Origin of the sequence: Ampullimonas aquatilis (genome assembly GCF_049675895.1) — a bacterium.
Lineage (GTDB): Bacteria > Pseudomonadota > Gammaproteobacteria > Burkholderiales > Burkholderiaceae_D > Ampullimonas > Ampullimonas aquatilis.
In genome coordinates, this window is the sequence record NZ_CP183834.1 from 985024 (window position 1) to 1005991 (window position 20968).

At 50.8% G+C, this 20968-nt stretch carries 16 protein-coding genes and 1 tRNA gene; 14 read left to right on the forward strand and 3 right to left on the reverse strand.

From position 1 onward, the window contains the following. The first annotated feature begins 36 nt into the window (after nucleotides 1-36). The 9 genes from hypD (at nucleotide 37) to ACMYR3_RS04630 (ending at nucleotide 11195) form a co-directional block, all read left to right on the forward strand. Nucleotides 37-1176 carry a hydrogenase formation protein HypD gene (gene hypD, locus ACMYR3_RS04590; RefSeq protein ID WP_424194959.1) on the forward strand — a complete coding sequence of 380 codons (1140 nt, stop codon included), beginning with the start codon at nucleotides 37-39 and terminating at the stop codon, nucleotides 1174-1176. Nucleotides 1177-1288: 112 nt separating this feature from the next. After that, a complete protein-coding gene (gene hypE / locus ACMYR3_RS04595; protein ID WP_424194961.1) occupies nucleotides 1289-2341 on the forward strand; it encodes a hydrogenase expression/formation protein HypE in 1053 nt (350 codons plus the stop codon). Between the two features lie 328 nt (nucleotides 2342-2669). Further along, nucleotides 2670-4148, forward strand: a complete 1479-nt coding sequence (locus ACMYR3_RS04600; RefSeq protein ID WP_424194963.1) for a sigma-54-dependent transcriptional regulator — start codon at nucleotides 2670-2672, stop codon at nucleotides 4146-4148. Next, nucleotides 4148-5203 carry a HupU protein gene (locus ACMYR3_RS04605; protein ID WP_424194965.1) on the forward strand — a complete coding sequence of 352 codons (1056 nt, stop codon included), beginning with the start codon at nucleotides 4148-4150 and terminating at the stop codon, nucleotides 5201-5203. The genes ACMYR3_RS04600 and ACMYR3_RS04605 overlap by 1 nt, the downstream gene beginning before the upstream one ends. A gap of 41 nt (nucleotides 5204-5244) precedes the next feature. After that, nucleotides 5245-6735 carry a nickel-dependent hydrogenase large subunit gene (locus ACMYR3_RS04610; protein ID WP_424194967.1) on the forward strand — a complete coding sequence of 497 codons (1491 nt, stop codon included), beginning with the start codon at nucleotides 5245-5247 and terminating at the stop codon, nucleotides 6733-6735. Between the two features lie 3 nt (nucleotides 6736-6738). Continuing rightward, a complete protein-coding gene (locus tag ACMYR3_RS04615) occupies nucleotides 6739-8145 on the forward strand; it encodes an ATP-binding protein (protein ID WP_424194969.1) in 1407 nt (468 codons plus the stop codon). Between the two features lie 75 nt (nucleotides 8146-8220). Continuing rightward, nucleotides 8221-8313: transfer RNA gene (locus tag ACMYR3_RS04620), tRNA-Leu, on the forward strand. A 191-nt stretch (nucleotides 8314-8504) separates the two neighbouring features. Beyond that, entirely contained in the window at nucleotides 8505-8705 is a 201-nt protein-coding gene (locus ACMYR3_RS04625) for a hypothetical protein (RefSeq protein ID WP_424194971.1), read from the forward strand. A gap of 405 nt (nucleotides 8706-9110) precedes the next feature. After that, nucleotides 9111-11195: a P-loop NTPase fold protein gene (locus tag ACMYR3_RS04630; protein WP_424194973.1), complete on the forward strand. Its 2085-nt coding sequence runs from the start codon at nucleotides 9111-9113 to the stop codon at nucleotides 11193-11195. Nucleotides 11196-11737: 542 nt separating this feature from the next. Here the strand turns inward: ACMYR3_RS04630 and ACMYR3_RS04635 are convergent. Next, entirely contained in the window at nucleotides 11738-12235 is a 498-nt protein-coding gene (locus tag ACMYR3_RS04635; protein ID WP_424194975.1) for a hypothetical protein, read from the reverse strand. A 242-nt stretch (nucleotides 12236-12477) separates the two neighbouring features. Further along, nucleotides 12478-13305, reverse strand: coding sequence for a polyphosphate kinase 2 (gene ppk2, locus ACMYR3_RS04640; protein ID WP_424194977.1), 828 nt, complete (start codon nucleotides 13303-13305; stop codon nucleotides 12478-12480). A gap of 204 nt (nucleotides 13306-13509) precedes the next feature. Here ppk2 and ACMYR3_RS04645 point away from each other — a divergent pair, with 204 nt between their 5' ends. Then, complete coding sequence (locus ACMYR3_RS04645; RefSeq protein ID WP_424194979.1) at nucleotides 13510-14379, forward strand: CHAD domain-containing protein; 870 nt, start codon at nucleotides 13510-13512, stop codon at nucleotides 14377-14379. 13 nt (nucleotides 14380-14392) lie between these two features. Here ACMYR3_RS04645 and ACMYR3_RS04650 read toward each other — a convergent pair whose 3' ends face one another. Further along, nucleotides 14393-14911: a 3'-5' exoribonuclease domain-containing protein gene (locus ACMYR3_RS04650; protein ID WP_424194981.1), complete on the reverse strand. Its 519-nt coding sequence runs from the start codon at nucleotides 14909-14911 to the stop codon at nucleotides 14393-14395. Between the two features lie 370 nt (nucleotides 14912-15281). Between ACMYR3_RS04650 and carA the strand changes: the two genes are divergently transcribed. From carA to ACMYR3_RS04670, 4 genes are all read left to right on the forward strand, one after another. Beyond that, the gene (carA, locus tag ACMYR3_RS04655) at nucleotides 15282-16496 is read left to right on the forward strand and encodes a glutamine-hydrolyzing carbamoyl-phosphate synthase small subunit (protein ID WP_424194983.1); all 1215 of its coding nucleotides are present in this window, start codon (nucleotides 15282-15284) and stop codon (nucleotides 16494-16496) included. A 190-nt stretch (nucleotides 16497-16686) separates the two neighbouring features. After that, nucleotides 16687-19905: a carbamoyl-phosphate synthase large subunit gene (gene carB, locus ACMYR3_RS04660; protein ID WP_424194985.1), complete on the forward strand. Its 3219-nt coding sequence runs from the start codon at nucleotides 16687-16689 to the stop codon at nucleotides 19903-19905. 70 nt (nucleotides 19906-19975) lie between these two features. After that, nucleotides 19976-20452 (forward strand): transcription elongation factor GreA, encoded by a 477-nt coding sequence (gene greA, locus ACMYR3_RS04665; RefSeq protein WP_424194987.1) that lies wholly within the window; start codon nucleotides 19976-19978, stop codon nucleotides 20450-20452. A 40-nt stretch (nucleotides 20453-20492) separates the two neighbouring features. Next, complete coding sequence (locus tag ACMYR3_RS04670; protein WP_424194989.1) at nucleotides 20493-20951, forward strand: DUF4149 domain-containing protein; 459 nt, start codon at nucleotides 20493-20495, stop codon at nucleotides 20949-20951. Nucleotides 20952-20968 lie beyond the last annotated feature (17 nt).

Below are 20968 nucleotides of genomic sequence, written 5' to 3' on the forward strand. Positions count from 1 at the left end.
TGACCCCACACGCATAATCACAAATCGGAGACGAAGATGAAATATATTGATGAATTCAGAGATGCTGATCTGGCCAAAAAGATTGCCGAGCGGATTGCTGCCGAAGCCGACCCGGCACACCAGTACAACTTCATGGAATTTTGCGGTGGTCATACGCACGCGATTTCACGCTATGGCGTGACCGATCTGTTGCCCGACAATGTGCGCATGATTCATGGCCCGGGCTGTCCGGTATGCGTATTGCCAATTGGTCGGATTGATCTGGCCATTGATCTGGCCTTGCGTCGCAATGTGATTGTCTGTACCTATGGCGATACCATGCGTGTGCCAGCTTCCGAGAGCCTTTCCATGATCAAGGCCAAGGCTCGTGGTGCCGATATTCGCATGATTTATTCAGGTGCCGATGCGATCAAGATTGCCCAACAGAATCCGGATCGGGAAGTGGTGTTTTTTGCGATTGGTTTTGAAACCACCACACCACCCACCGCACTCATCATTCGGCAGGCCAGCCAGTTGGGTCTGAAGAACTTCAGCGTCCTGTGCTGTCATGTGCTGACGCCCGCTGCTATCACCCACATTCTTGAATCCCCCGAAGTGCGTGAATATGGCACCGTGCCCATTGATGGTTTTGTGGGGCCGGCTCATGTGAGTATTGTGATTGGCTCCGACCCTTATGTGCCGTTTGCCGAAGGCTATCGCAAGCCCGTGGTGATTGCCGGTTTTGAGCCACTCGATGTGATGCAGGCAATTTTGATGCTGGTGCGCCAGATCAATGATGGTCGGCATACGGTTGAAAATGAATTTGTTCGCGCTGTGACACCAACCGGTAACAGGGCGGCGCAAGACTTGATGGCGCAAGTGCTGGAAGTGCGTGAGAGTTTTGAATGGCGGGGCCTGGGTGAGGTGCCGTTGAGTGCCTTGAAGATTCGTGCCGAGTACGCCGAGTTTGATGCCGAAGCCCGTTATGACCTCCATTACAAGGCCGTGGCCGATAACAAGGCGTGCGAATGTGGTGCCATTTTGCGTGGCGTTAAAAAGCCGGTCGATTGCAAATTGTTTGGCACCGTCTGCACCCCTGAAAATCCAATGGGTTCATGCATGGTGTCCAGTGAAGGCGCTTGCGCGGCACATTATTCATATGGGCGTTTTAAAGACATCGCCATTGTTGCTGCCTGATGCTGTTTGTCCAGGCTCGGCGCTGGTTGGCCGAGCAGGGTGCAGAGGCAGTCCAAGTCGTGGCAAGCAGCACGAGCAGAGATTAACGATATAAGAACCAGGAGCACAGATCATGAGTGGCACAGTCAAGGCTAATTATTTGCGTCCGCTCGACCTCAAGCATGGTCGGGTCGACATGGGACATGGCGCGGGTGGCCGTGCTTCGGCACAGTTGATTGACGAGCTGTTCGTCAAGGCATTTGATAACGAGTGGCTGCGACAAGGCCATGATGGTGCCTGTTTTGCTGTCCCCGCCGGGCGCATGGTGATGGCGACTGATGCCCATGTGGTGTCGCCGCTGTTTTTTCCCGGTGGTGACATTGGTTGCCTGTCGGTACATGGCACCATCAACGATGTGGCCATGGCGGGTGCCAGGCCCTTGTATCTGTCGGCCAGCTTTATTCTGGAAGAAGGCTTTGCCCTGTCCGAACTCAAGCGCATCGTTGATTCTATGGCCAATGCCGCCAATGAAGCCGGTGTGCCGATCATCACCGGCGATACCAAGGTGGTGGAACGCGGCAAGGGCGATGGCGTGTTCATCTCCACTACCGGCGTGGGCGTGGTGCCGGTGGGCGTGCAGGTGGATGGCGCGAGTGCCAAACCCGGTGATGTGATCATCGTCTCCGGCTCGATGGGTGAGCACGGTGTTGCCATCTTGTCACAACGCGAGTCACTCGCCTTTGATACCGAAATCCGTTCCGATACCGCGGCCTTGCACGGATTGGTAGCAGCCATGCTGGCGGCGGTGCCCGACCTGCATGTGTTGCGTGATCCCACGCGCGGTGGCCTGGCCACGACACTCAATGAAATTGCTACCCAGTCCAAGGTGGGCATGATGCTCAATGAAGCGGCGATTCCCGTCTTGCCTCAGGTGGAAGCCGCCTGCGAATTTCTGGGCCTTGATCCACTTTATGTGGCCAATGAGGGCAAGCTGGTTGCCATGTGTCCTGCCGAACATGCAGACACTTTGCTTACTGTCATGCGCCAGCATCCGCTCGGTCAACATGCGGCGCGAATCGGCGTAGTGACGGTTGATGACCATCATTTTGTGCAGATGCGCACCCGTTTTGGTGGACAGCGGGTGGTTGACTGGTTATCAGGCGAGCAGTTGCCACGCATTTGCTAGGCGTTAATAATACTGAGATAGTGTATTTATTTTTAATTAATATATACGCACTTAATGGGTTGATTATTAACTGTACTCTCTATCAGTATGCTGTTTTCAGGTGTTTTCTATCACTTTTTGACCAGCCATAGATGACTTGTCAAGAGGGGTAAAACACCTGACTGGTAAGTTGCTAACCAGCCTGCCATAATCACAGCGTAACCATCATGCAAGCCAGTCAAAAAATGCGATAGCGAGTTGATTGCCGGATCGCTAAGTGAGTCAGCTGGTCGGCTTGGTTCATTGTTGAATTCAAATTTTCATCCACAAAGAAGCGGTTTTGGCAGTCATGAGTCATTCAGATGCACTGATGCTTTCTACAGTTCTGGTTGTTGATGATGAGGTACGTTCTCAGGATGTGATTCGTCGTACGCTGGAAGACGAGTTTCATATTCTCACCGCCAGCTCGGCCGATGAGGCACGGATGGTTTTGCAAAATCAGCCCGTCTCGGTGATTCTGTGCGACCAGCGCATGCCCGGCCTGACCGGTGTTCAATTTTTAAAGGAAGTGCGCAATAGCTGGCCCGATGTGGTGCGCATCATCATTTCCGGTTATACCGATTCCGAAGACATCATTGCCGGTATCAATGACGCGGGTATCTATCAATATCTGCTCAAGCCCTGGCTGCCCGACAATCTCATCAACGCAGTGCGCGGTGCGGACGAAGCGCGCAAGTTGCAACGTGAACTGCATCGGCTTGATCTGGAGCTGCGCCCGAGCATGCCGGTACTGCGCAATCGCACCGCCGAAAAACAGGCCAAGGTACAGGCCAGTTTCGATTTCGATCGTATCGTGCGTGCCCAAGGCAGTCCGATGGACAGTGTTTGCGAGCTTGCTGCCCGGATTGCCCAATACGATATTCCGGTGCTGGTACTGGGCGAATCAGGCAGCGGTAAAGAACTGATCGCCCGCGCCATTCATTACACCAGCCCACGCGCCAGCCAGGCCTTTGTGATGGAAAACTGTGCGGCAATGACCGACACCCTGCTCGAATCCGAACTGTTTGGTCATAAGCGCGGCTCGTTTACCGGCGCGTATGAAGACCATATTGGCATTTTTCAGCGCGCCAATGGCGGCACGGTATTTCTGGATGAAGTGGGCGATACCTCACCGGCCTTTCAGGTCAAGCTGCTGCGGGTGTTGCAGGAGGGCGAAGTGCGGCCAGTCGGCGCCACACAATCCATTCCGGTCAACGTACGCGTGGTGGCGGCCACGCACCGCAATCTCGATGAAGCAATTCGTGCCGGCCAGTTTCGTGAAGACCTGTATTACCGCCTGGCGGGCATGCCACTGATGATGCCACCGTTGCGTGAGCGGCCGGGTGACATCAGCCTGATTGCGCAGTCCTTGCTCAGACAGGCCTCCGAAGATCTCAATATTCCACTTAAACAGTTATCGCCCGATGCGATTTCGGCCTTGCTCACTTATCCCTGGCCCGGCAACATTCGTGAGTTGCGCAATGAAATCATTCGCGCTGCGGTGCTGATGGCCAAGGAAGATACCGACACCATCACCGCACGGATTTTTTCAGCACGCGTCCTGCAAGGCCTGGCCGGGCCTGCCACACAGGGCAATGAACGCTTTGCCATGGCCAGCATGCCACAGACCGGTACGCTGCAGGAACGGCTTGATGCCATGGAAGCCGTGATCCTGAAGGAAACGCTCTTGCGCCTGCGCTGGAATAAATCGCAGGCCGCGCGGGAGCTTGGATTGTCGCGGGTGGGCTTGCGTAACAAGCTGGTACGCCTGGGTTTGGAGAATAAATAATGGGTGCCAATTCATCCGCTGAGCTGAGTCAATTCACGGCTGCGTCAGCCCAAACAAGATTCAATTTGCTCTGGTTGCAATCAGGTGGCTGTGGTGGTTGCACGATGTCATTATTGTGTGCCGATACCAGCGACTTTTTTGGTAGCCTGACCGATGCTGGCATCAATCTGCTCTGGCATCCTTCCTTGTCATTGCAAAGTGGTGCCGATGCGATTGATATTTTGCGGCGTTGCGCCAGTGGCGCAGTCCCCTTGCATGGCCTGTGTGTGGAAGGCTCGCTCTTGCGCGGGCCGTATGGTACGGGCAAGTTTCATCTGATGGCAGGCACTGGCAAGCCGATGATCGACTGGGTGCGTGAACTGGCTGCGGTGGCCGATTACACCATTGCCGTTGGCACTTGCGCAGCCTATGGCGGTATTACCGCAGCCGGTATCAACCCCACCGATGCCTGTGGTCTGCAATATGAAGGTGATCGGCCCGGTGGTCTGTTGGGCAGCGACTATCGATCCCGCAAGGGTCTGCCCGTCATCAATATTGCCGGCTGTCCAACGCACCCCAACTGGGTGCTGGAAACCTTGATGGCTTTGTCGGATGATGTTTTTGTCGAGGCTGATCTGGATAGCCTGCGGCGTCCCAGTTTTTATGCGGATCATCTGGTTCACCATGGCTGTACCCGTAATGAATTTTATGAATTCAAGGCCAGCGCCGAAAAACCTTCCGACCTGGGTTGCATGATGGAACATCGTGGTTGTAAAGGAACCCAGGTGCATGCCGATTGCAATACCCGGCTATGGAATGGTGAAGGTTCCTGTACCCGTGGTGGCTATGCCTGTATCAGTTGCACCGAACCTGGGTTTGAAGAGCCCGGCCATGCTTTTCATGCCACCCCCAAAGTGGCCGGTATTCCGATTGGCTTGCCCACCGACATGCCCAAAGCCTGGTTTGTGGCCTTGGCCTCCTTGTCCAAATCGGCCACCCCCAAACGCGTCAAACAAAATGCTGTGGCGGATCATCGCGTGGTCAAACCGGCAATTCGCAAAACGCGCTTGCGCTGACGTTTGAAATATCGTTTGAAAATTCAATTTTTAATCTCTTTATGGCAACTCAAAAAACCACCGAGCGCCTGATTGTTGGTCCGTTTAATCGGGTCGAAGGTGATCTGGAAGTGCAGCTCGACGTGGTCGATGGTCAAGTGCAATCAGCCCGCGTCAACTCCACCATGTATCGTGGCTTTGAGCAGATTCTGCAAAACAAGGACCCGCACGACACGCTGGTTTATGTGCCTCGCATCTGTGGCATTTGCTCGGTGTCGCAATCCGTGGCCGCAGCTCGGGCGCTGGCGGATGCCATGCAGGTTGTGCCACCCGCCAATGGTCAGCGGGTTATCAATTTGATGTTGGCCACCGAAAATCTGGCCGACCATCTGACTCATTTTTATTTATTTTTCATGCCCGACTTTGCTCGGCCGGTGTATGCCAGCCAGCCCTGGTTTGCCACCGTGCAACAGCGCTTTGCCGCGCAGGCGGGTGAGCATGCCCGTTTAGCGCTGATGGCGCGGCAACGCTGGTTTACCTTGATGGGCACCCTGGGGGGCAAATGGCCGCATACCCAGGCGATTGAGCCGGGTGGTTCGTCGCGCTCGATCGAGCCACAGGAGCGGATTCGCCTCTTGGCCAAGTTGCGTGAGTTTCGCGGTTTTCTGGAGCAAACCCTGTTTGCTGCACCGCTGGAAGAAATTGCCGCGCTCGGTAGTTTGGCCGCACTGGATCAATGGTATGCCAAGGCTGCGCCGGAGCAGGGCGATTTACGCCTGTTTTTAACCATTGCCCGCCAGACTGGCTTGGCGCAACTCGGGCGTGGCCCTGAGCTGTATATGTCTTATGGCGCGTATCGGCTGGATGCGGAACAATATACTTTTGCCCCCGGTATTTGGGACGCCACCGATGCCGCAGGCGCAGCCAGTTGGTCAGCCCTGGATACGGCCAGTATTACGGAGGATTCCTGCCATGCCTGGTATGCCGATGAAGCCAGGGCCGCGCATCCCTTCAAGGGCAAAACGCTGCCCATGATGGACAAGCCCGATGCCTACACCTGGAACAAGGCGCCTCGATTGGCTGGCCGAGTGCTGGAAACGGGGGCGCTGGCGCGTCAGCTGGTGGCCGGGCATCCCCTGATTCGCGATGTGATTGCCCAGCAGGGGAGCTCGGTGTTTGCGCGAGTCTTGGCGCGCTTATTGGAGCTGGCTTTGGTCTTGCCGCATATGGAAAACTGGTTGCGTGGCTTGCTGCCCAATGAACCTTATTTTGCGCAGGCCGAGTTGCCCGACTCGGCAACCGGTGTGGGCATGACCGAGGCCGCTCGCGGTAGTCTGGGGCATTGGTTGGTGGTGCGTAATGGCAAGATCGCCAATTATCAGATAGTCGCGCCAACCAGCTGGAATTTTTCGCCACGTGATACCCAAGGTCAGCCGGGTGCGCTGGAAGCGGCGCTGGTGGGGGCGACCATTTTGCCTGGCGAAGATACGCCAGTGGCAGTACAGCATATCGTTCGTTCATTTGATCCGTGCATGGTTTGTACGGTACATTGAGGCATGGTCAAACCCAACGGTAAAAAATCTCCACGTTCTGCGCCTGCGATGCCTGCCAACATCACGGCGCTGGAGCATCCCACCGCCATGGAAGGGATTGATGAAGGTACCTGGCTGGATGTGATTCAGAAAATGGACGAGGTGTATTCACAACTGGTTCGTGATGAAATTGCGCTGGAAGAAAAAAATACCGAACTGGAGCAGACCCAGCAATTCATCTTCAGTGTGCTGTCTTCCATGTCCGATGTGTTGATTGCCTGCAATCAGAGTGGGGCGATTGAAGAAACCAACGCAGCCCTGTGCGAGCTGGTCGGCACTCACGAAGATGCCTTGCGGGGGCGTTCGATCTATAGCCTGCTGGCTGATGAAGGCAGCGTCAATCGCATGCGTGAGTTGCTGGAACAATCCACCCAGCCACGCGCCGGTGCCACCATTGAAATCAATCTGCAGCAGGGCAAAAATATTGTGCCGGTGGACGTCAATTGCACACCGCGCTTTGATCAGGCGGGCCGCCGTGCTGGCCATGTGTTTGTGGGACGGCCGATGGGTGAACTGAAACTGGCTTACCAGGCGCTCAAGCAGGCGCATATGCGCTTGCAAAGTACCCAACAACAATTGCTGCACTCCGAAAAAATGGCGTCATTGGGGCGTCTGGTGGCAGGTGTCGCGCATGAGCTCAACAATCCCATCAGCTTTGTGCTGGGTAATGTGTATGCGCTCAAGCGTTATAGCGAAACCCTGGCGCAATATATCAAGCTGTTGCATACGCAAATCCCGGGCGATGCCAATCTGGCGCTGCGTCAGCATCTGCGCATTGATCATGTGCTCAATGACTTACCTTCTCTGATTGAAGGCACGCTCGAAGGTGCGCATCGCACAACCGACATCGTCAAGGGCTTGCGTACCTTCTCGGCCATTGATCGCGAAGAGCGCGAGACGATTGATTTGAACGAGGTGATCGAGCGGGCGATTCACTGGATCATTAAGGGTGCCGCACCTTCGTTTGTGGTGCACTGGCAGCGTGGTGAGCCCTTGCCGGTGATTGGGCATTCAGGGCAATTGTTGCAGGTGTTGATGAATGTGATTCAGAATGCCTACGATGCGGCTTCCAATGAAGAGCTGGGTACGCCGACCCTGTGGATCAATGCCGAGCAGCATGAAGGCCGGGTGCGGGTGGTGTTTCTTGACAATGGTCCCGGGATTGCAGTCGAAGCACTTAAAAATATCTTCGATCCTTTTTTTACTACCAAGCCGGTCGGCAAGGGTACCGGTTTGGGTTTGTCGATCAGTTATGGCATTGTGGAACAGCATGGTGGCCAGTTGAGTGCACGTAATCATGACAAGCAAGGTGCTGAATTTATTCTGGATTTGCCGCTGGCCAAAACCGCCAAGCCAGACAATTCTGTGTGAGTCGTTGAAAGTATGGCGAAAACCGTTGATTTTGAGGCATAATGTCGAGCTTCGTGTGATCGCAAGAACACACAGGCGACTGTGGTGAAATTGGTAGACACAGCAGACTTAAAATCTGCCGCTAACCTGTGAAGGAGCGTGCCGGTTCGATTCCGGCCAGTCGCACCACCCCTATATTTTGATTTTGTTTTTACAGCCACAAAATCAACAAAATCAGGCACTTAAAAAATAATAGTGTTTGCGTTTTGTGGTTAAAACAATAAAATCCGTCATGTTTATCCCCAGAATTTCCCCCGAACATGGCGACTCCCAAAAAAACCGAGTAGGGCACCTGGCGAATCCCGATTGAGGTGTGCGGTGTGCGTGATAGTATAACCACACCCACCAAGCGCGAGGCCGAGCGCTGGGCCGCCGAGCGGGCCATGGTGCTGCGTACCAATGCGGCCACTGGCTTGCAGGGTGCAAAAAAACCTTGGGTGATGCTTTGCGGCGTTATGCGGATGAGGTATCGCCGCAGCGTCGTGGGGAGCGCTGGGAGCGAATCAGGCTGGATGCGTTGACCAAACAGTTACCCACCTCACCACAAGTAGTCCCAGAAGCTTGCTCCAAGAGCTTAGCGATAGCCCTAGGAGCTTTACCAGAAGCACGATAGAACTCCCCTTCAGCTTAATTATTCCACCAGAGCTTGCTTAGGGCAACTTACAGCCTCGCTATGGGTTCAGATGATGTGCGCCTACTAAAAAGGCATAAGTCTGATGGCGGCATACTGACCACTGATATACCCTGGCACCACAAAGGAGTGACTCAAGGAGGGCAATGTTCTCTTCCCAAATTGAGAGCCTTTTCATGATTGAATAAGGATATTTAACTGTATATATACAGCATATCAATCTTCGTAAAGCATTTGTAGGGGCATTCAGCAAGCAGGCTACAATCCAAAACTTTAGACTATTGAAAATCTCATCATGAGCGAAGACTTATCTAAAATCGCTGAAGCTCTCAAAACTGAAGCACATAATTTAGAGCGGGCGAAGAAACGAATTAAGAACTTCCTTATAGACGATGACAGCCACGTGTTTTCAATAAAGGGATCGTGGGGAGGGGGTAAGACCTTCCTGTGGCACGATACATTAGCTGAAGCTAAAGGAAGCATACTTAAAGAGGGTGTATACAAGCGATATAGCTATGTATCGTTATTTGGGGGTAATTCAATTCAAGAATTAGAAAGCAAAAGAATTGAAAATTCTTTCCCGATTAAGGATTTACCACCTGAGAATATATTATTAGATAAAACTGGCTTAGACAGGCTCAATCAATCCTACCTTACTCGAACGCTAGGAGTCTTTCTTAGAGCCTGTATTAATAAAGTACGTGCTTTCTTTGTAAATCTCAGCACAATAGAGTTTGGTGTACTTCTAATAAGTGCATCACTTCCCCTTGGCTATCTTATATGTTGGCTATATGCGTCAGGTTTTAGTTTATGGGATTTATGGTCGTATCGCACTCTAATAATTGGTGGGTTAATTGCAGCCCTTTCGGCTATAGCAAAGTACCCCAGTACCGTTGATAAGTTATCTAACACAGTTGGTTCACTATTTTTTGATAAACAGCTTTTGGTTTGCATAGATGATTTTGAACGGCGGGGAAAAGGGTTAACTGTAAATTCTCTATTGGGCTATATAACCAAGTTGACCCTTGAAAAGAACTGTAAAGTGGTTCTCATTTTGAATGAAGAACAACTCACTGGCGATAGTGCGACGGAGTATGCCACTTACCGCGAAAAGGTGATTGATTGGGAGATTACTTTCTCTGTTGGGTTAGAGACTGCAATTAGACATGGGCTAAAGAGGGATGCACCTTATTCTGATATTTTGGCTGAAAAATGTAGATCATTAAAGATTGAAAATATTAGAGTTCTTAAGAAGATCCAAAAGGCATTTGATGAACTTTCCAGTGATACCTCTCGAATTTCTGATGAACTTAAAAAGCAAATTGCAGCAAGCTTGGCAGCATTTGCATATATTCAATTTGTATTGATAGGTAAGAGGGCGTATTCATATCGAGAGCTTGAAGGCATACACTTAGATTATGCAACCTCTAGAATAGATAAAGAATATGCTGAAACAATGCACGAAGATAAAGCGTTATTTCTTCTTTTCAAGCAAGAGCCGCATATTGTATTTGACGAAATTAGTGAGTTTCTTTTTAAACATTTCAAAAACGGTCAGTTAGATAAAGAAGAATTCCTCTTGCGGTTAGCAAAACTGGAGTTTGCAGCTAGGCAACGTTTAGCAGAAGGTACTGTCTATTTGAGTCAAAGGGAAATTGAGGAGAATTTCTTGATTTCAAAGGAAAAGGCTCTTGATAATCTAGAGGCACTTCTGATTCACAAAGCAATAGTGCAGTTTATAGGTAAGGAATGTTTAGCCGGCGCCATTGACTGTTTTACAAGAGATAGACGCTTGTTAAATATACAAGGTCAAATTACCGAAGCGGGAGAGGGAAAAATAAGGGGAATTCTGCAAAAAGTAGCTGAGCAAAACCCAAGGGACGGTGGCGATTCTTTTATGACTGTTGATAGATTTATTGCAAAGGTGGTAGATAGATATGACAGTGATAGAAAGGGGCGGCTTCCGTCAATATATGTTGATTTTTTTGATTCATACTGTTGTTACAACCCTCAAGCAGATAGGCAGCGGATTGCAGAAAATCACCCATATTCCCTTAACCAGCTAACTCGGGTCTTAACTGAAGACAAAACGCATATAGTCTTATATATAAATTACATACTAAATATGTCGATTAACGATTTCATGCAGCTTATTAGGGAAAAGTTAGCCGGAAATATGATTGCATTAGGAAACTTAGTAGAGCATTTAGTCTATTTGACTACACAAGAAGCCGCAGACCCCAAAGAACAGACTGCAAGTACAAAAGCGCGGCAGCTACTTGATCTTATTATTGCCTTGCACCCTATCGATAATTTAGAACGGATGGTCATAGTAAAGCAGGCCCTACCTTTTACTCATGGTATTGTCGGGGAAAAATGAGGGTAGTTTGGTGCACACTGCCGAGGTAAAAACGCTATTAACAAGTCACAAAGCCATATTCCATACGGGGATAAACAGATTCCAGCCAGTCGCACCTGATTTTTCTGCCTCTTTGATATGCCAGCAAGGTTGGTGTGGCTCTGTTTTTCAGCAGACTCACCCCACTCATCCATCGATTTCAGTTTCCTGTCACTTTAGTCTTGTCTTAATCGCCTTGTTGCGTAACGATAGCCACGGTTTCTTGCGTGTTTACCCCGAGATTCATTGCCAGTATTCTTTTTGCCGGTGCCCTAATTAGCCATTTGACGATGACCGATAGGACATTGAAGATGAAAATTGGCACAGCCAACGCTAGGGCTAGCCACCAAAGCCTAGCAGCCTGACTGGATGTTTTGTTGCAGATTGTCATGGATGTTTCCCGAATTCAGTGAGCCGAGTCATGCAGCTTTCCACCAAAACAAAGCTTGGTGGTTCGGTTTATCTTATCGAGGCTTTGCCAAGCTACCAATCAGACAAGTCCTACTTTGGCGCAGTTACCGTGATTAAGATTGTTGCGGCTGATGATGGGGATGAACCATTTCTTCCAGCTCTTCCATTTCGGGGTGAATGACCAGATACCAGTAGCTGATGGCCGCAGGAAAGGCTGATAAACCGGTTATTGCCAGGATGGTGCCAAACACGCCAAAGGCGGTGTGCATGGAAAATCCCTTGCCGCCAAATAGCAGGGTGAGGAAGATGCTGGCCAGTATGCAGATGCCCAAAGTGCCAGCCAGAAAGTGCAGTAATTTGGACAGGCCCAGCCCGATCAGCATTTGCGCTGCAAAGAAGCAGAGCGGTACGGCGGCAATATAGAGGTAGGGTGAAATGGCCAGCACGGTGCCCGCATGGCGCAGCAGCGAGGCATCGATTTTATTGAGATGTGCCATGCCTTCCGAAATGGAGCCATGTTTCCAGAGTGCCAGCAGAATCAGCGGCAGGAGTGCCAGAACAGCAGCGGTCAGGCTGCCTACCAGCGGACGTGGTTTAGACAGGCGGCGCATTTTGTCACCTCACCAATCATGAAAGTAGCAAGCTTGCTTGCATATTGCCCTGCAGTCTGGACGACATCGCCTTACCCAAGGCGTATTTGAACGATATACCTCGTGATGAGAAATGTCTACAACGCAGATCAAATCCATGTGTTAAGTAGCGCGTTATTTTGGCTTGATGTCTGCAACTGCTGGTAGTGACTAAAAAAATCAACTATTCATTGAATGAACCGGTTTGTCATATATTGAAATTTTCAAGGTGCCAGCCAATCCTTGCCGATCATGGTCGGGTCGCACATTTGCACAATATTGCTGTCGGGCTGTACCAGGGTGGCATCTTTGTCCTTGTAATCAAGGTGACTGAGCATGTGGCGAATGATATTGATGCGTGCCAGCTTTTTGTCGTTGGCATGCACAATGGTCCAGGGCGTGGCGGGGTCATGGGTTTGCGTCAACATGGTGTCACGGGCTTTGCTGTATTGCTTCCAGTACTTTTGTGCCTGGGCATCAATTGGGCTGATTTTCCATTGTGTCAGCGGACTTTCGGCGCGTTCTTTCAGGCGCTTTTTCTGTTCGGCCTCGCTGATATCCAGGTAGAACTTGAAGAGTGTGATGCCTGAGCGCACCAGCAGTCGCTCATAGTCAAGCACTGAATCAATGAAGGACGCATATTCGGCTTCAGTACAAAAGCCCATGACTTTTTCGACACCGGCACGGTTGTACCAGCTACGGTTGAAGAGCACCATTTCTTGCGCAGCAGGCAGGTAGGGTGTGTAGCGTTGAAAGTACCAGGACTGGCAATCCCGATCGGAAGGTTTGCCCAGGGCAACAACTCGCGTTTCGCGGGGACTGAGGTGTTCGGTGATGCGTTTGATGGCACCATCTTTACCCGCAGCATCGCGCCCTTCAAAAATGGCCAGCACTTTCATGTTGCCGCTGATGAGATGTTTTTGCAGTTTGACCAGCTCTATCTGCAGGGCCAGCAGCGTCTTTTTGTAATCTTCCTTGCGTGCCTTGCGAATTGCTTTGTCACCATCCTGGGGTGCATCGGTTTTTGTATTGGTTTTATTTTTGGTACTCATGTCTGCTCCTGTCCATCAAGGTTGTCAGGCTGTAAGATACTACTGAATTCATTGTTTCGGTAGACTCCGCCAGGTTGGTTTGGATTGCGGTGCATCAAAGAATGTCCTCAATTCAGATGTAATGTGGTTCGACCAGTTGTGCTGGGCTTGTTGCACTGAGGCTGGCCTATCGAATTCGCAAAGTGGTTGTCGTGGAGCCAGATTATGGACACGGGTAAAACGCTGCAGTTGGCAATCAAATTACAGATGAGGCAATGGCAAACAGTGTTTGCAAAACAGGCTCAATTGACGGTTCAGGGCGATGATCCCGAGCCGGTGCATCAATTGCGGGTGCTGTTGCGACATCTGGATGCGATGCTGCAGATATTCAAATCATGGATTGATAAAGATCAGCGTCAGGCCCTTGCCAAGGAGCTGGACTGGTTGATGGCCGAGCTGGGTCAGTCGCGTGACTGGGCCGTATTTTGCGATAGCCTTTTACCCAAGCTGCTGCTTGCTCATCCAAAAGTGGATGCCCAGTATTGTTTGACTCAGGCACAGATGAAAGCGGCAAGTCATCAGGTGCAATTAAGGCTGGCGTTAAACAGCCCGCGTTTTGTGCTGTTGCAGCAGGCCATTGCGCAGCTTGGCAAACAGCTTGGTGTCAGCATCACTGATGAGGCAAGCGAGATCAAACGCATGATGCAACTGCTTGAGCGAGGCGATAAGAAGTTACGCAGCAAATTGCATCAGCTGGATTCATTGACCATGCGGCAATTGCATCAGCGTCGAATTGATATCAAACAACAGCGTTATCTTGCGGTTGTGGTGCAAGGGTTGTTGCCGCAAAATCATCTCAATGAGCACTATTCGGCCACTTTGGCAATGCTGCAATCTTTGCTAGGTCATTTGCAGGATATGGCCGTCGCCAAAAAACTTTTCCAGCAATTGCTTGATGCCAGGTCTGCACGACGTGATGCGAGCACACTGGTGCGTGAAACTTTTAAAAAGTCGCGGCAAAAATTATTCAAGCATCTTGCTAAGGCCGAAGCACAGTTCAAAACGACTGGGCTGGTCGTGGAAGCCCTGGCGTAATCAGGTGCTGGTATCAGGTGCTGGTTTTAGTGGTATGGTCGATCGTCAATAAAGCGGCCTGCGCTTGCAGGTCTTTCAGAAAATGCCAGCTGTCCTTGACCCATAAGGCATCGTTTAAAGCGTGATGTTTGCGGGTGGTTTGCTTGGGCAGTTTGGGACGATTAATGTGATCGCGCCATTGCTTGATGTCCAGATGATAAGTAGGCCAGCCTTCGGGCAAGGCAACCATCGGGCCAAACAGTTGGCAGAGTACCACCCAGTCGTAGGCACCATTGTAGGCCCAGATTTCCTTGGGTTTGGCACCCATGAAGCGCAGTACTGCGGCACGTATTTCAGGCAGGCTCAGAGTGGGGCCTTCCGGAGTGTGCAAATACGGCAGCACATGTTTGACGACCCAGGGATTGGCCAGCGTTTGATCGCATTCGCCATTGATCGCATAAAAGGCGTCGCCCTTGTCATTGACGATGCCAATGGAAAGCAGGGTAATCGTCTGGCCGTCTTCAAGAAACTCGGTATCAAAGAAAAATCGCATGGTGCAATTGTAGCGGCTGATATCCTTGTTGCAGCACGATGTTGCACGGTGATAAATCACTGGCAAGTTTGCTTCATTTTGTATACTACTATAGTGTATAAAAATATAGTCAATAAATAAGCACTTGGTAAGCCTATTTATCAATATACTCCTTGAAAATCATCAAAAAAACGCAAGTGAGCATGTTGTAAATACCGTGCGTCAATAGGGGTAAGACCGCTGACGGCTGGCTAATAAGTGCCAAATCGGCTAGAATAGCAAGGTTTAACTTTCATATCGTCCCGCCTAGCGCATAGCCAAAGCAAACCTGCTCAGTCTGATTTATCCCGTGGTCATCGCCACGGGTTGTTCTGCATAAGCAGCGTAAATCATGGCCGAGCCTGGAAGCGGGACCCTCGATTTAGGAGCCTATCCCGTGTTGTCATCCCTGTCGTTCATTACGCAAGCTTCCAAACATCCTGCGGTACTTGCGTTGGCAGATGGCACGGTCTTTCATGGTATTTCCATTGGTGCCACCGGCCAGACGATTGGTGAAGTGGTATTTAATACCGCCATGACCGGTTATCAGGAAATTTTGACCGACCCCAGCTATTCCCGCCAGATGGTCACGCTGACTTATCCGCATATTGGTAATGTGGGCGTCAACCCCGAAGATGTGGAGTCCACCAAGGTTCATGCGGCCGGGTTGATCATCAAAGACCTGCCCATTGTGGATTCGAATTTTCGTAAAACCCAATCGCTGACCGACTATCTCAAGGCCGAAAACGTGGTTGCCATTGCCGATATCGATACCCGCAAGCTGACCCGGATTCTGCGTGAAAAAGGGGCGCAGAATGGCGCGATCGTGGCCGGTGCTGCTGGTAATCCGCCCAATGTCGACAAGGCGATTGCACTGGCGCGCTCCTTTCCTGGTCTGGCTGGCATGGACCTGGCCAAGGTGGTCAGTGTGAATGAGTCTTACGAGTGGACCGAAACCGAATGGCAGCTGGGTAGCGGTTACGGTAAACAAAGCCAGCCACGTTTTCATGTGGTGGCGTATGATTTCGGTGTCAAATTCAATATCCTGCGGATGCTGGCTTCACGCGGTTGCAAGGTCACGGTATTGCCAGCACAAACATCCGCCAAAGACGCGCTGGCATTGAGTCCGGATGGTATTTTCCTGTCCAATGGCCCTGGCGATCCCGAGCCTTGTGACTATGCTATTGCTGCAGCCAAAGAATTGATCGAAACTGGCGTTCCCACTTTTGGTATTTGCCTGGGCCATCAGATCATGGGCCTGGCATCCGGTGCCAAAACCTTGAAGATGAAATTTGGTCATCATGGTGCCAATCATCCGGTGAAAGATCTGGAAACCGGGCAGGTAGTGATCACCAGCCAAAACCACGGTTTTGCGGTAGATGCGGATACCTTGCCAGCCAATATGAAAGCCACGCATGTGTCTTTGTTTGATGGCTCATTGCAAGGTCTGATGCGTACTGACAAACCGGCATTCTGTTTTCAGGGACACCCCGAAGCGAGCCCAGGTCCGCATGATATTGCCTACCTGTTTGACCGCTTTGTGAACCTGATGGAAGCCCGTAAATAATTAATTGATTGTTTAAAGCCTTATCTTTGCCACAAAGACACAAAGGAACAACAAGCACACTAAGTAGGACAGCTCATATGCCGTGTTTTATCCAGAATGGCTGTCTTTGAATAATCTGGGTCATTGAAGAGCACGTATTTCGTTGTGTTTCTCTGTGCCTTTGTGGTTAAGTCCACTCCGCTATAACACTATGCCAAAAAGATCAGACATAAAAAGTATCCTCATCATCGGCGCGGGCCCGATCATTATTGGTCAGGCTTGCGAGTTTGACTATTCCGGCGCGCAAGCCTGTAAAGCGTTGCGCGAAGAGGGCTACAAGGTCATTCTCGTCAACAGCAACCCGGCCACTATCATGACCGATCCGGAAACGGCTGATGTCACTTACATCGAGCCAATCACCTGGCAAGTAGTCGAGAGCATCATTGCCAAAGAACGTCCCGATGCCATTTTGCCAACCATGGGTGGTCAGACGGCGCTGAATTGCGCGCTCGATTTGCACAAGCATGGCGTGCTCGATAAATATCGGGTGGAATTGATTGGCGCTTCGCCAGAAGCCATTGACAAGGCCGAAGATCGACTCAAGTTTAAGGATGCCATGACCAAGATTGGTCTGGGCTCGGCGCGTTCTGGCATTGCGCATTCACTCGACGAAGCCTGGACGGTGCAAAAGACGGTGGGCTTTCCAGTGGTGATTCGTCCCTCATTTACATTGGGTGGCACCGGTGGCGGGATTGCCTATAACTCGGAAGAATTTGAAACCATCTGCAAACGCGGTTTGGAAGCATCACCTACCAGCGAGCTGTTGATTGAAGAATCACTGGTTGGCTGGAAAGAGTACGAGATGGAAGTGGTGCGTGACAAAAAAGACAACTGCATCATTGTTTGCTCGATTGAAAACCTGGACCCCATGGGTGTGCATACCGGTGACTCGATTACCGTGGCACCGGCACAAACCCTGACTGACAAGGAATATCAAATTTTACGGAATGCCTCTTTGGCGGTATTGCGTGAAATTGGTGTCGATACGGGTGGCTCGAATGTTCAATTTTCAATTAATCCCAAAGATGGTCGGATGATTGTGATTGAAATGAACCCACGGGTATCACGTTCTTCAGCACTGGCTTCCAAGGCAACCGGTTTCCCAATTGCCAAGATTGCCGCCAAGCTGGCAGTGGGTTACACCCTGGATGAATTGCGCAACGATATTACTGGCGGCGCGACACCGGCTTCGTTTGAGCCTTCCATCGACTATGTGGTGACCAAGATTCCACGTTTTGCCTTTGAAAAATTTCCAACTGCAGATAGTCGCCTGACCACGCAGATGAAATCAGTGGGTGAGGTCATGGCCATTGGTCGCACCTTCCAGGAGTCGTTCCAGAAAGCCCTGCGTGGTTTGGAAGTTGGCGTGGATGGCCTGAATGAGAAAACCCAGGATCGTGAAAGTCTCGAAGTGGAACTCGGCGAGCCAGGTCCAGAGCGTATCTGGTATGTAGGCGATGCCTTTGCCCAGGGTTATACGATTGATGAAGTATTTAATCTGACCAAGATAGATCCCTGGTTCCTCGCGCAGATCAAAGAGATTGTCGATATTGAATTGACGCTCGAAAAATCGGATTTGGACGCGCTGGATCGCGAAACTGTTTTTGCACTCAAACAAAAGGGTTTTTCGGATCGTCGTCTGGCTAAATTGCTCAAGACTACTGACAAAGCGGTACGTGAAAAACGTCATGCACTCAATGTCCGTCCTGTGTACAAGCGCGTGGATACTTGTGCTGGCGAGTTTGCTACAAAAACAGCTTATATGTATTCCACCTATGAAGAAGAGTGCGAAGCTGAGCCCACTGACAAGAAAAAGATCATGGTGTTGGGCGGTGGGCCCAATCGAATTGGTCAGGGTATCGAGTTTGATTATTGCTGCGTACATGCGGCCTTGGCGATGCGTGAAGATGGTTATGAAACCATCATGGTCAACTGTAATCCCGAAACGGTTTCAACTGACTATGACACTTCCGATCGTCTGTACTTTGAACCTTTGACGCTGGAAGATGTGCTGGAAATTGTCGATAAAGAAAAACCGGTCGGGGTGATTGTGCAATATGGTGGTCAGACGCCATTGAAATTGGCGCTGGATCTGGAAGCCAATGGCGTGCCGATTATTGGAACTTCACCCGACATGATTGATGCCGCAGAAGACCGTGAGCGCTTCCAAAAATTGCTGCACGAGCTGGGCTTGCGTCAGCCGCCTAATCGTACCGCCCGTACCGAGGCCGATGCCTTGTTGCTGGCACAGGAGATTGGCTACCCCTTGGTGGTGAGACCTTCTTACGTGCTGGGTGGCCGGGCAATGGAAATTGTGCACGAGCAGCGGGATCTGGAGCGTTACATGCGCGAAGCGGTCAAGGTGTCGCATGATTCACCCGTATTGTTGGATCGTTTCTTGAACGATGCCATTGAGTGTGACGTGGATTGCATCTCCGATGGTCAGCGTGTATTCATTGGTGGTGTGATGGAGCATATTGAGCAGGCGGGGGTGCACTCCGGTGACTCGGCTTGTTCATTGCCACCTTATTCGCTCTCCAAAGAAACGGTCGATGAACTGAAACGCCAGACAACGATGATGGCCAAGGGCCTCAATGTGATTGGCCTGATGAATGTGCAGTTTGCCATTCAGCAGGTCGACGGGCAGGACATTGTGTTTGTACTGGAAGTCAACCCGCGTGCTTCGCGCACAGTGCCTTTTGTCTCCAAGGCAACCGGCTTGCAACTGGCCAAAATTGCAGCACGCTGCATGGCCGGACAATCCTTGGATTCACAAGGAATCGGCGATGAAGTTGTGCCACCTTATTTCTCCGTCAAGGAAGCCGTCTTCCCGTTTGTGAAATTCCCCGGGGTGGATACGATTCTCGGGCCGGAGATGAAATCCACCGGTGAAGTCATGGGTGTGGGTAAAACTTTTGGCGAAGCATTTGTCAAATCCCAATTGGGGGCTGGTACCCGTCTACCGACCTCAGGTAAGGTTTTCTTGTCAGTTAAAAACAGTGATAAACCACGCACAGTGCAAGTCGCCAAAGAATTAGTGGCGCTGGGATTTTCAGTGGTGGCAACCAAAGGCACGGCAGCAGCAATTTCGGCTGCCGGTATTGAAGTCACTACAGTCAACAAGGTGGTTGAAGGTCGTCCTCATATTGTGGATATGATCAAAAACAACGAGATTGTGCTGGTGGTCAACACGGTCGAAGAAAAGCGTAGTGCCATTGCAGATTCGCGTGCCATCCGTACTTCTGCACTGGCAGCGCGAGTGACAACTTACACGACGATCGCCGGTGCCGAGGCTGCCGTTGAAGGCATGCATCATCTTCAGCACCTTGAGGTCTACGATTTACAAGGACTGCATAGCAGCTTACACTAGCGGTAACTTATTCAATTCAGGCCGCCTCGACTATTCGGTTTAGGCGGCTTGCTTTTTTTATGAAAATATTATGAGCACAATACCTCTGACTAAATTTGGTGCAGAACTTCTGAAAGAAGAACTGCATCGCCTGAAAACTGTTGAACGTCATCAAGTCATTACTGCGATTGCCGAAGCGCGTGCCCAAGGCGATTTGTCTGAAAATGCCGAGTATGACGCGGCCAAGGAAAAACAAAGCTTTATCGAAGGCCGGATTGCCGAGCTGGAGGGTAAACTTTCTGCCGCGCAGATTATTGATCCAGCTGAACTTGATGCCGATGGTCGCGTGGTGTTTGGTGCCACTGTGGATTTGGAAAATCTAGGGAATAGCGAGAAAGTGGTTTATCAAATTGTGGGCGATGACGAGGCTGATCTCAAGCTGGGTAAGATTTCCATTTCTTCTCCGATTGCGCGTGCCTTGATCAGTAAAAATATTGGCGATGTGGTCGAAGTGATGGCGCCTGGCGGTATCAAGGAATATGAAGTTCTGGATGTGCGTTATATTTGATTGTGGACTGAATCTGCCTGGGTAATCACTGATAAATATCATGTTTAAACGACTCGCCCCCCATCTGGAATTGTTGATTACTGTGATTTGGGTAGGCAGTCTTTGGACGGTAGGTTACCTGGTTGCGCCAACCTTGTTTACTAATCTGACTGATCGGGTCTTGGCAGGAACCATTGCTGGTTTTATCTTTCGTACCGAAGCCTGGGTGTCATTGGCCTGCGCAATGTGCCTCTTGGTGGTCTGGATTTTGGATGCGCGTCCAGAGTCGCGTCATCCTCATATCAAGTGGCTGGTCGCTGCAATGGCAGCCTGCACCATGATTGGTTATTTTGGGATTCAACCCATGATGGCCGAGTTGAAGGCTGCAGCACCTGCCGGTTTGATGGAAGGTGCTGCAGCCAGTCGCTTTGGTATGCTGCATGGGATTGCCAGTCTGATTTATCTGCTGCAAAGCGTACTGGGCGGATGGCTGTTGATCAAGCTTGCCAGACCTCGTTAGCTTAAACATCTCAGCTA

Excerpts from the sequence above, each read along its gene's own strand:
- hypD (WP_424194959.1), top strand. The coding sequence starts at position 37 with ATGAAATATATTGATGAATTCAGAGATGCTGATCTGGCCAAAAAGATT.
- hypE (WP_424194961.1), top strand. The coding sequence starts at position 1,289 with ATGAGTGGCACAGTCAAGGCTAATTATTTGCGTCCGCTCGACCTCAAG.
- ACMYR3_RS04600 (WP_424194963.1), top strand. The coding sequence starts at position 2,670 with ATGAGTCATTCAGATGCACTGATGCTTTCTACAGTTCTGGTTGTTGAT.
- ACMYR3_RS04605 (WP_424194965.1), top strand. The coding sequence starts at position 4,148 with ATGGGTGCCAATTCATCCGCTGAGCTGAGTCAATTCACGGCTGCGTCA.
- ACMYR3_RS04610 (WP_424194967.1), top strand. The coding sequence starts at position 5,245 with ATGGCAACTCAAAAAACCACCGAGCGCCTGATTGTTGGTCCGTTTAAT.
- ACMYR3_RS04615 (WP_424194969.1), top strand. The coding sequence starts at position 6,739 with ATGGTCAAACCCAACGGTAAAAAATCTCCACGTTCTGCGCCTGCGATG.
- ACMYR3_RS04630 (WP_424194973.1), top strand. The coding sequence starts at position 9,111 with ATGAGCGAAGACTTATCTAAAATCGCTGAAGCTCTCAAAACTGAAGCA.
- ACMYR3_RS04635 (WP_424194975.1), bottom strand. The coding sequence starts at position 12,235 with ATGCGCCGCCTGTCTAAACCACGTCCGCTGGTAGGCAGCCTGACCGCT.
- ppk2 (WP_424194977.1), bottom strand. The coding sequence starts at position 13,305 with ATGAGTACCAAAAATAAAACCAATACAAAAACCGATGCACCCCAGGAT.
- ACMYR3_RS04645 (WP_424194979.1), top strand. The coding sequence starts at position 13,510 with ATGGACACGGGTAAAACGCTGCAGTTGGCAATCAAATTACAGATGAGG.
- ACMYR3_RS04650 (WP_424194981.1), bottom strand. The coding sequence starts at position 14,911 with ATGCGATTTTTCTTTGATACCGAGTTTCTTGAAGACGGCCAGACGATT.
- carA (WP_424194983.1), top strand. The coding sequence starts at position 15,282 with ATGGCCGAGCCTGGAAGCGGGACCCTCGATTTAGGAGCCTATCCCGTG.
- carB (WP_424194985.1), top strand. The coding sequence starts at position 16,687 with ATGCCAAAAAGATCAGACATAAAAAGTATCCTCATCATCGGCGCGGGC.
- greA (WP_424194987.1), top strand. The coding sequence starts at position 19,976 with ATGAGCACAATACCTCTGACTAAATTTGGTGCAGAACTTCTGAAAGAA.
- ACMYR3_RS04670 (WP_424194989.1), top strand. The coding sequence starts at position 20,493 with ATGTTTAAACGACTCGCCCCCCATCTGGAATTGTTGATTACTGTGATT.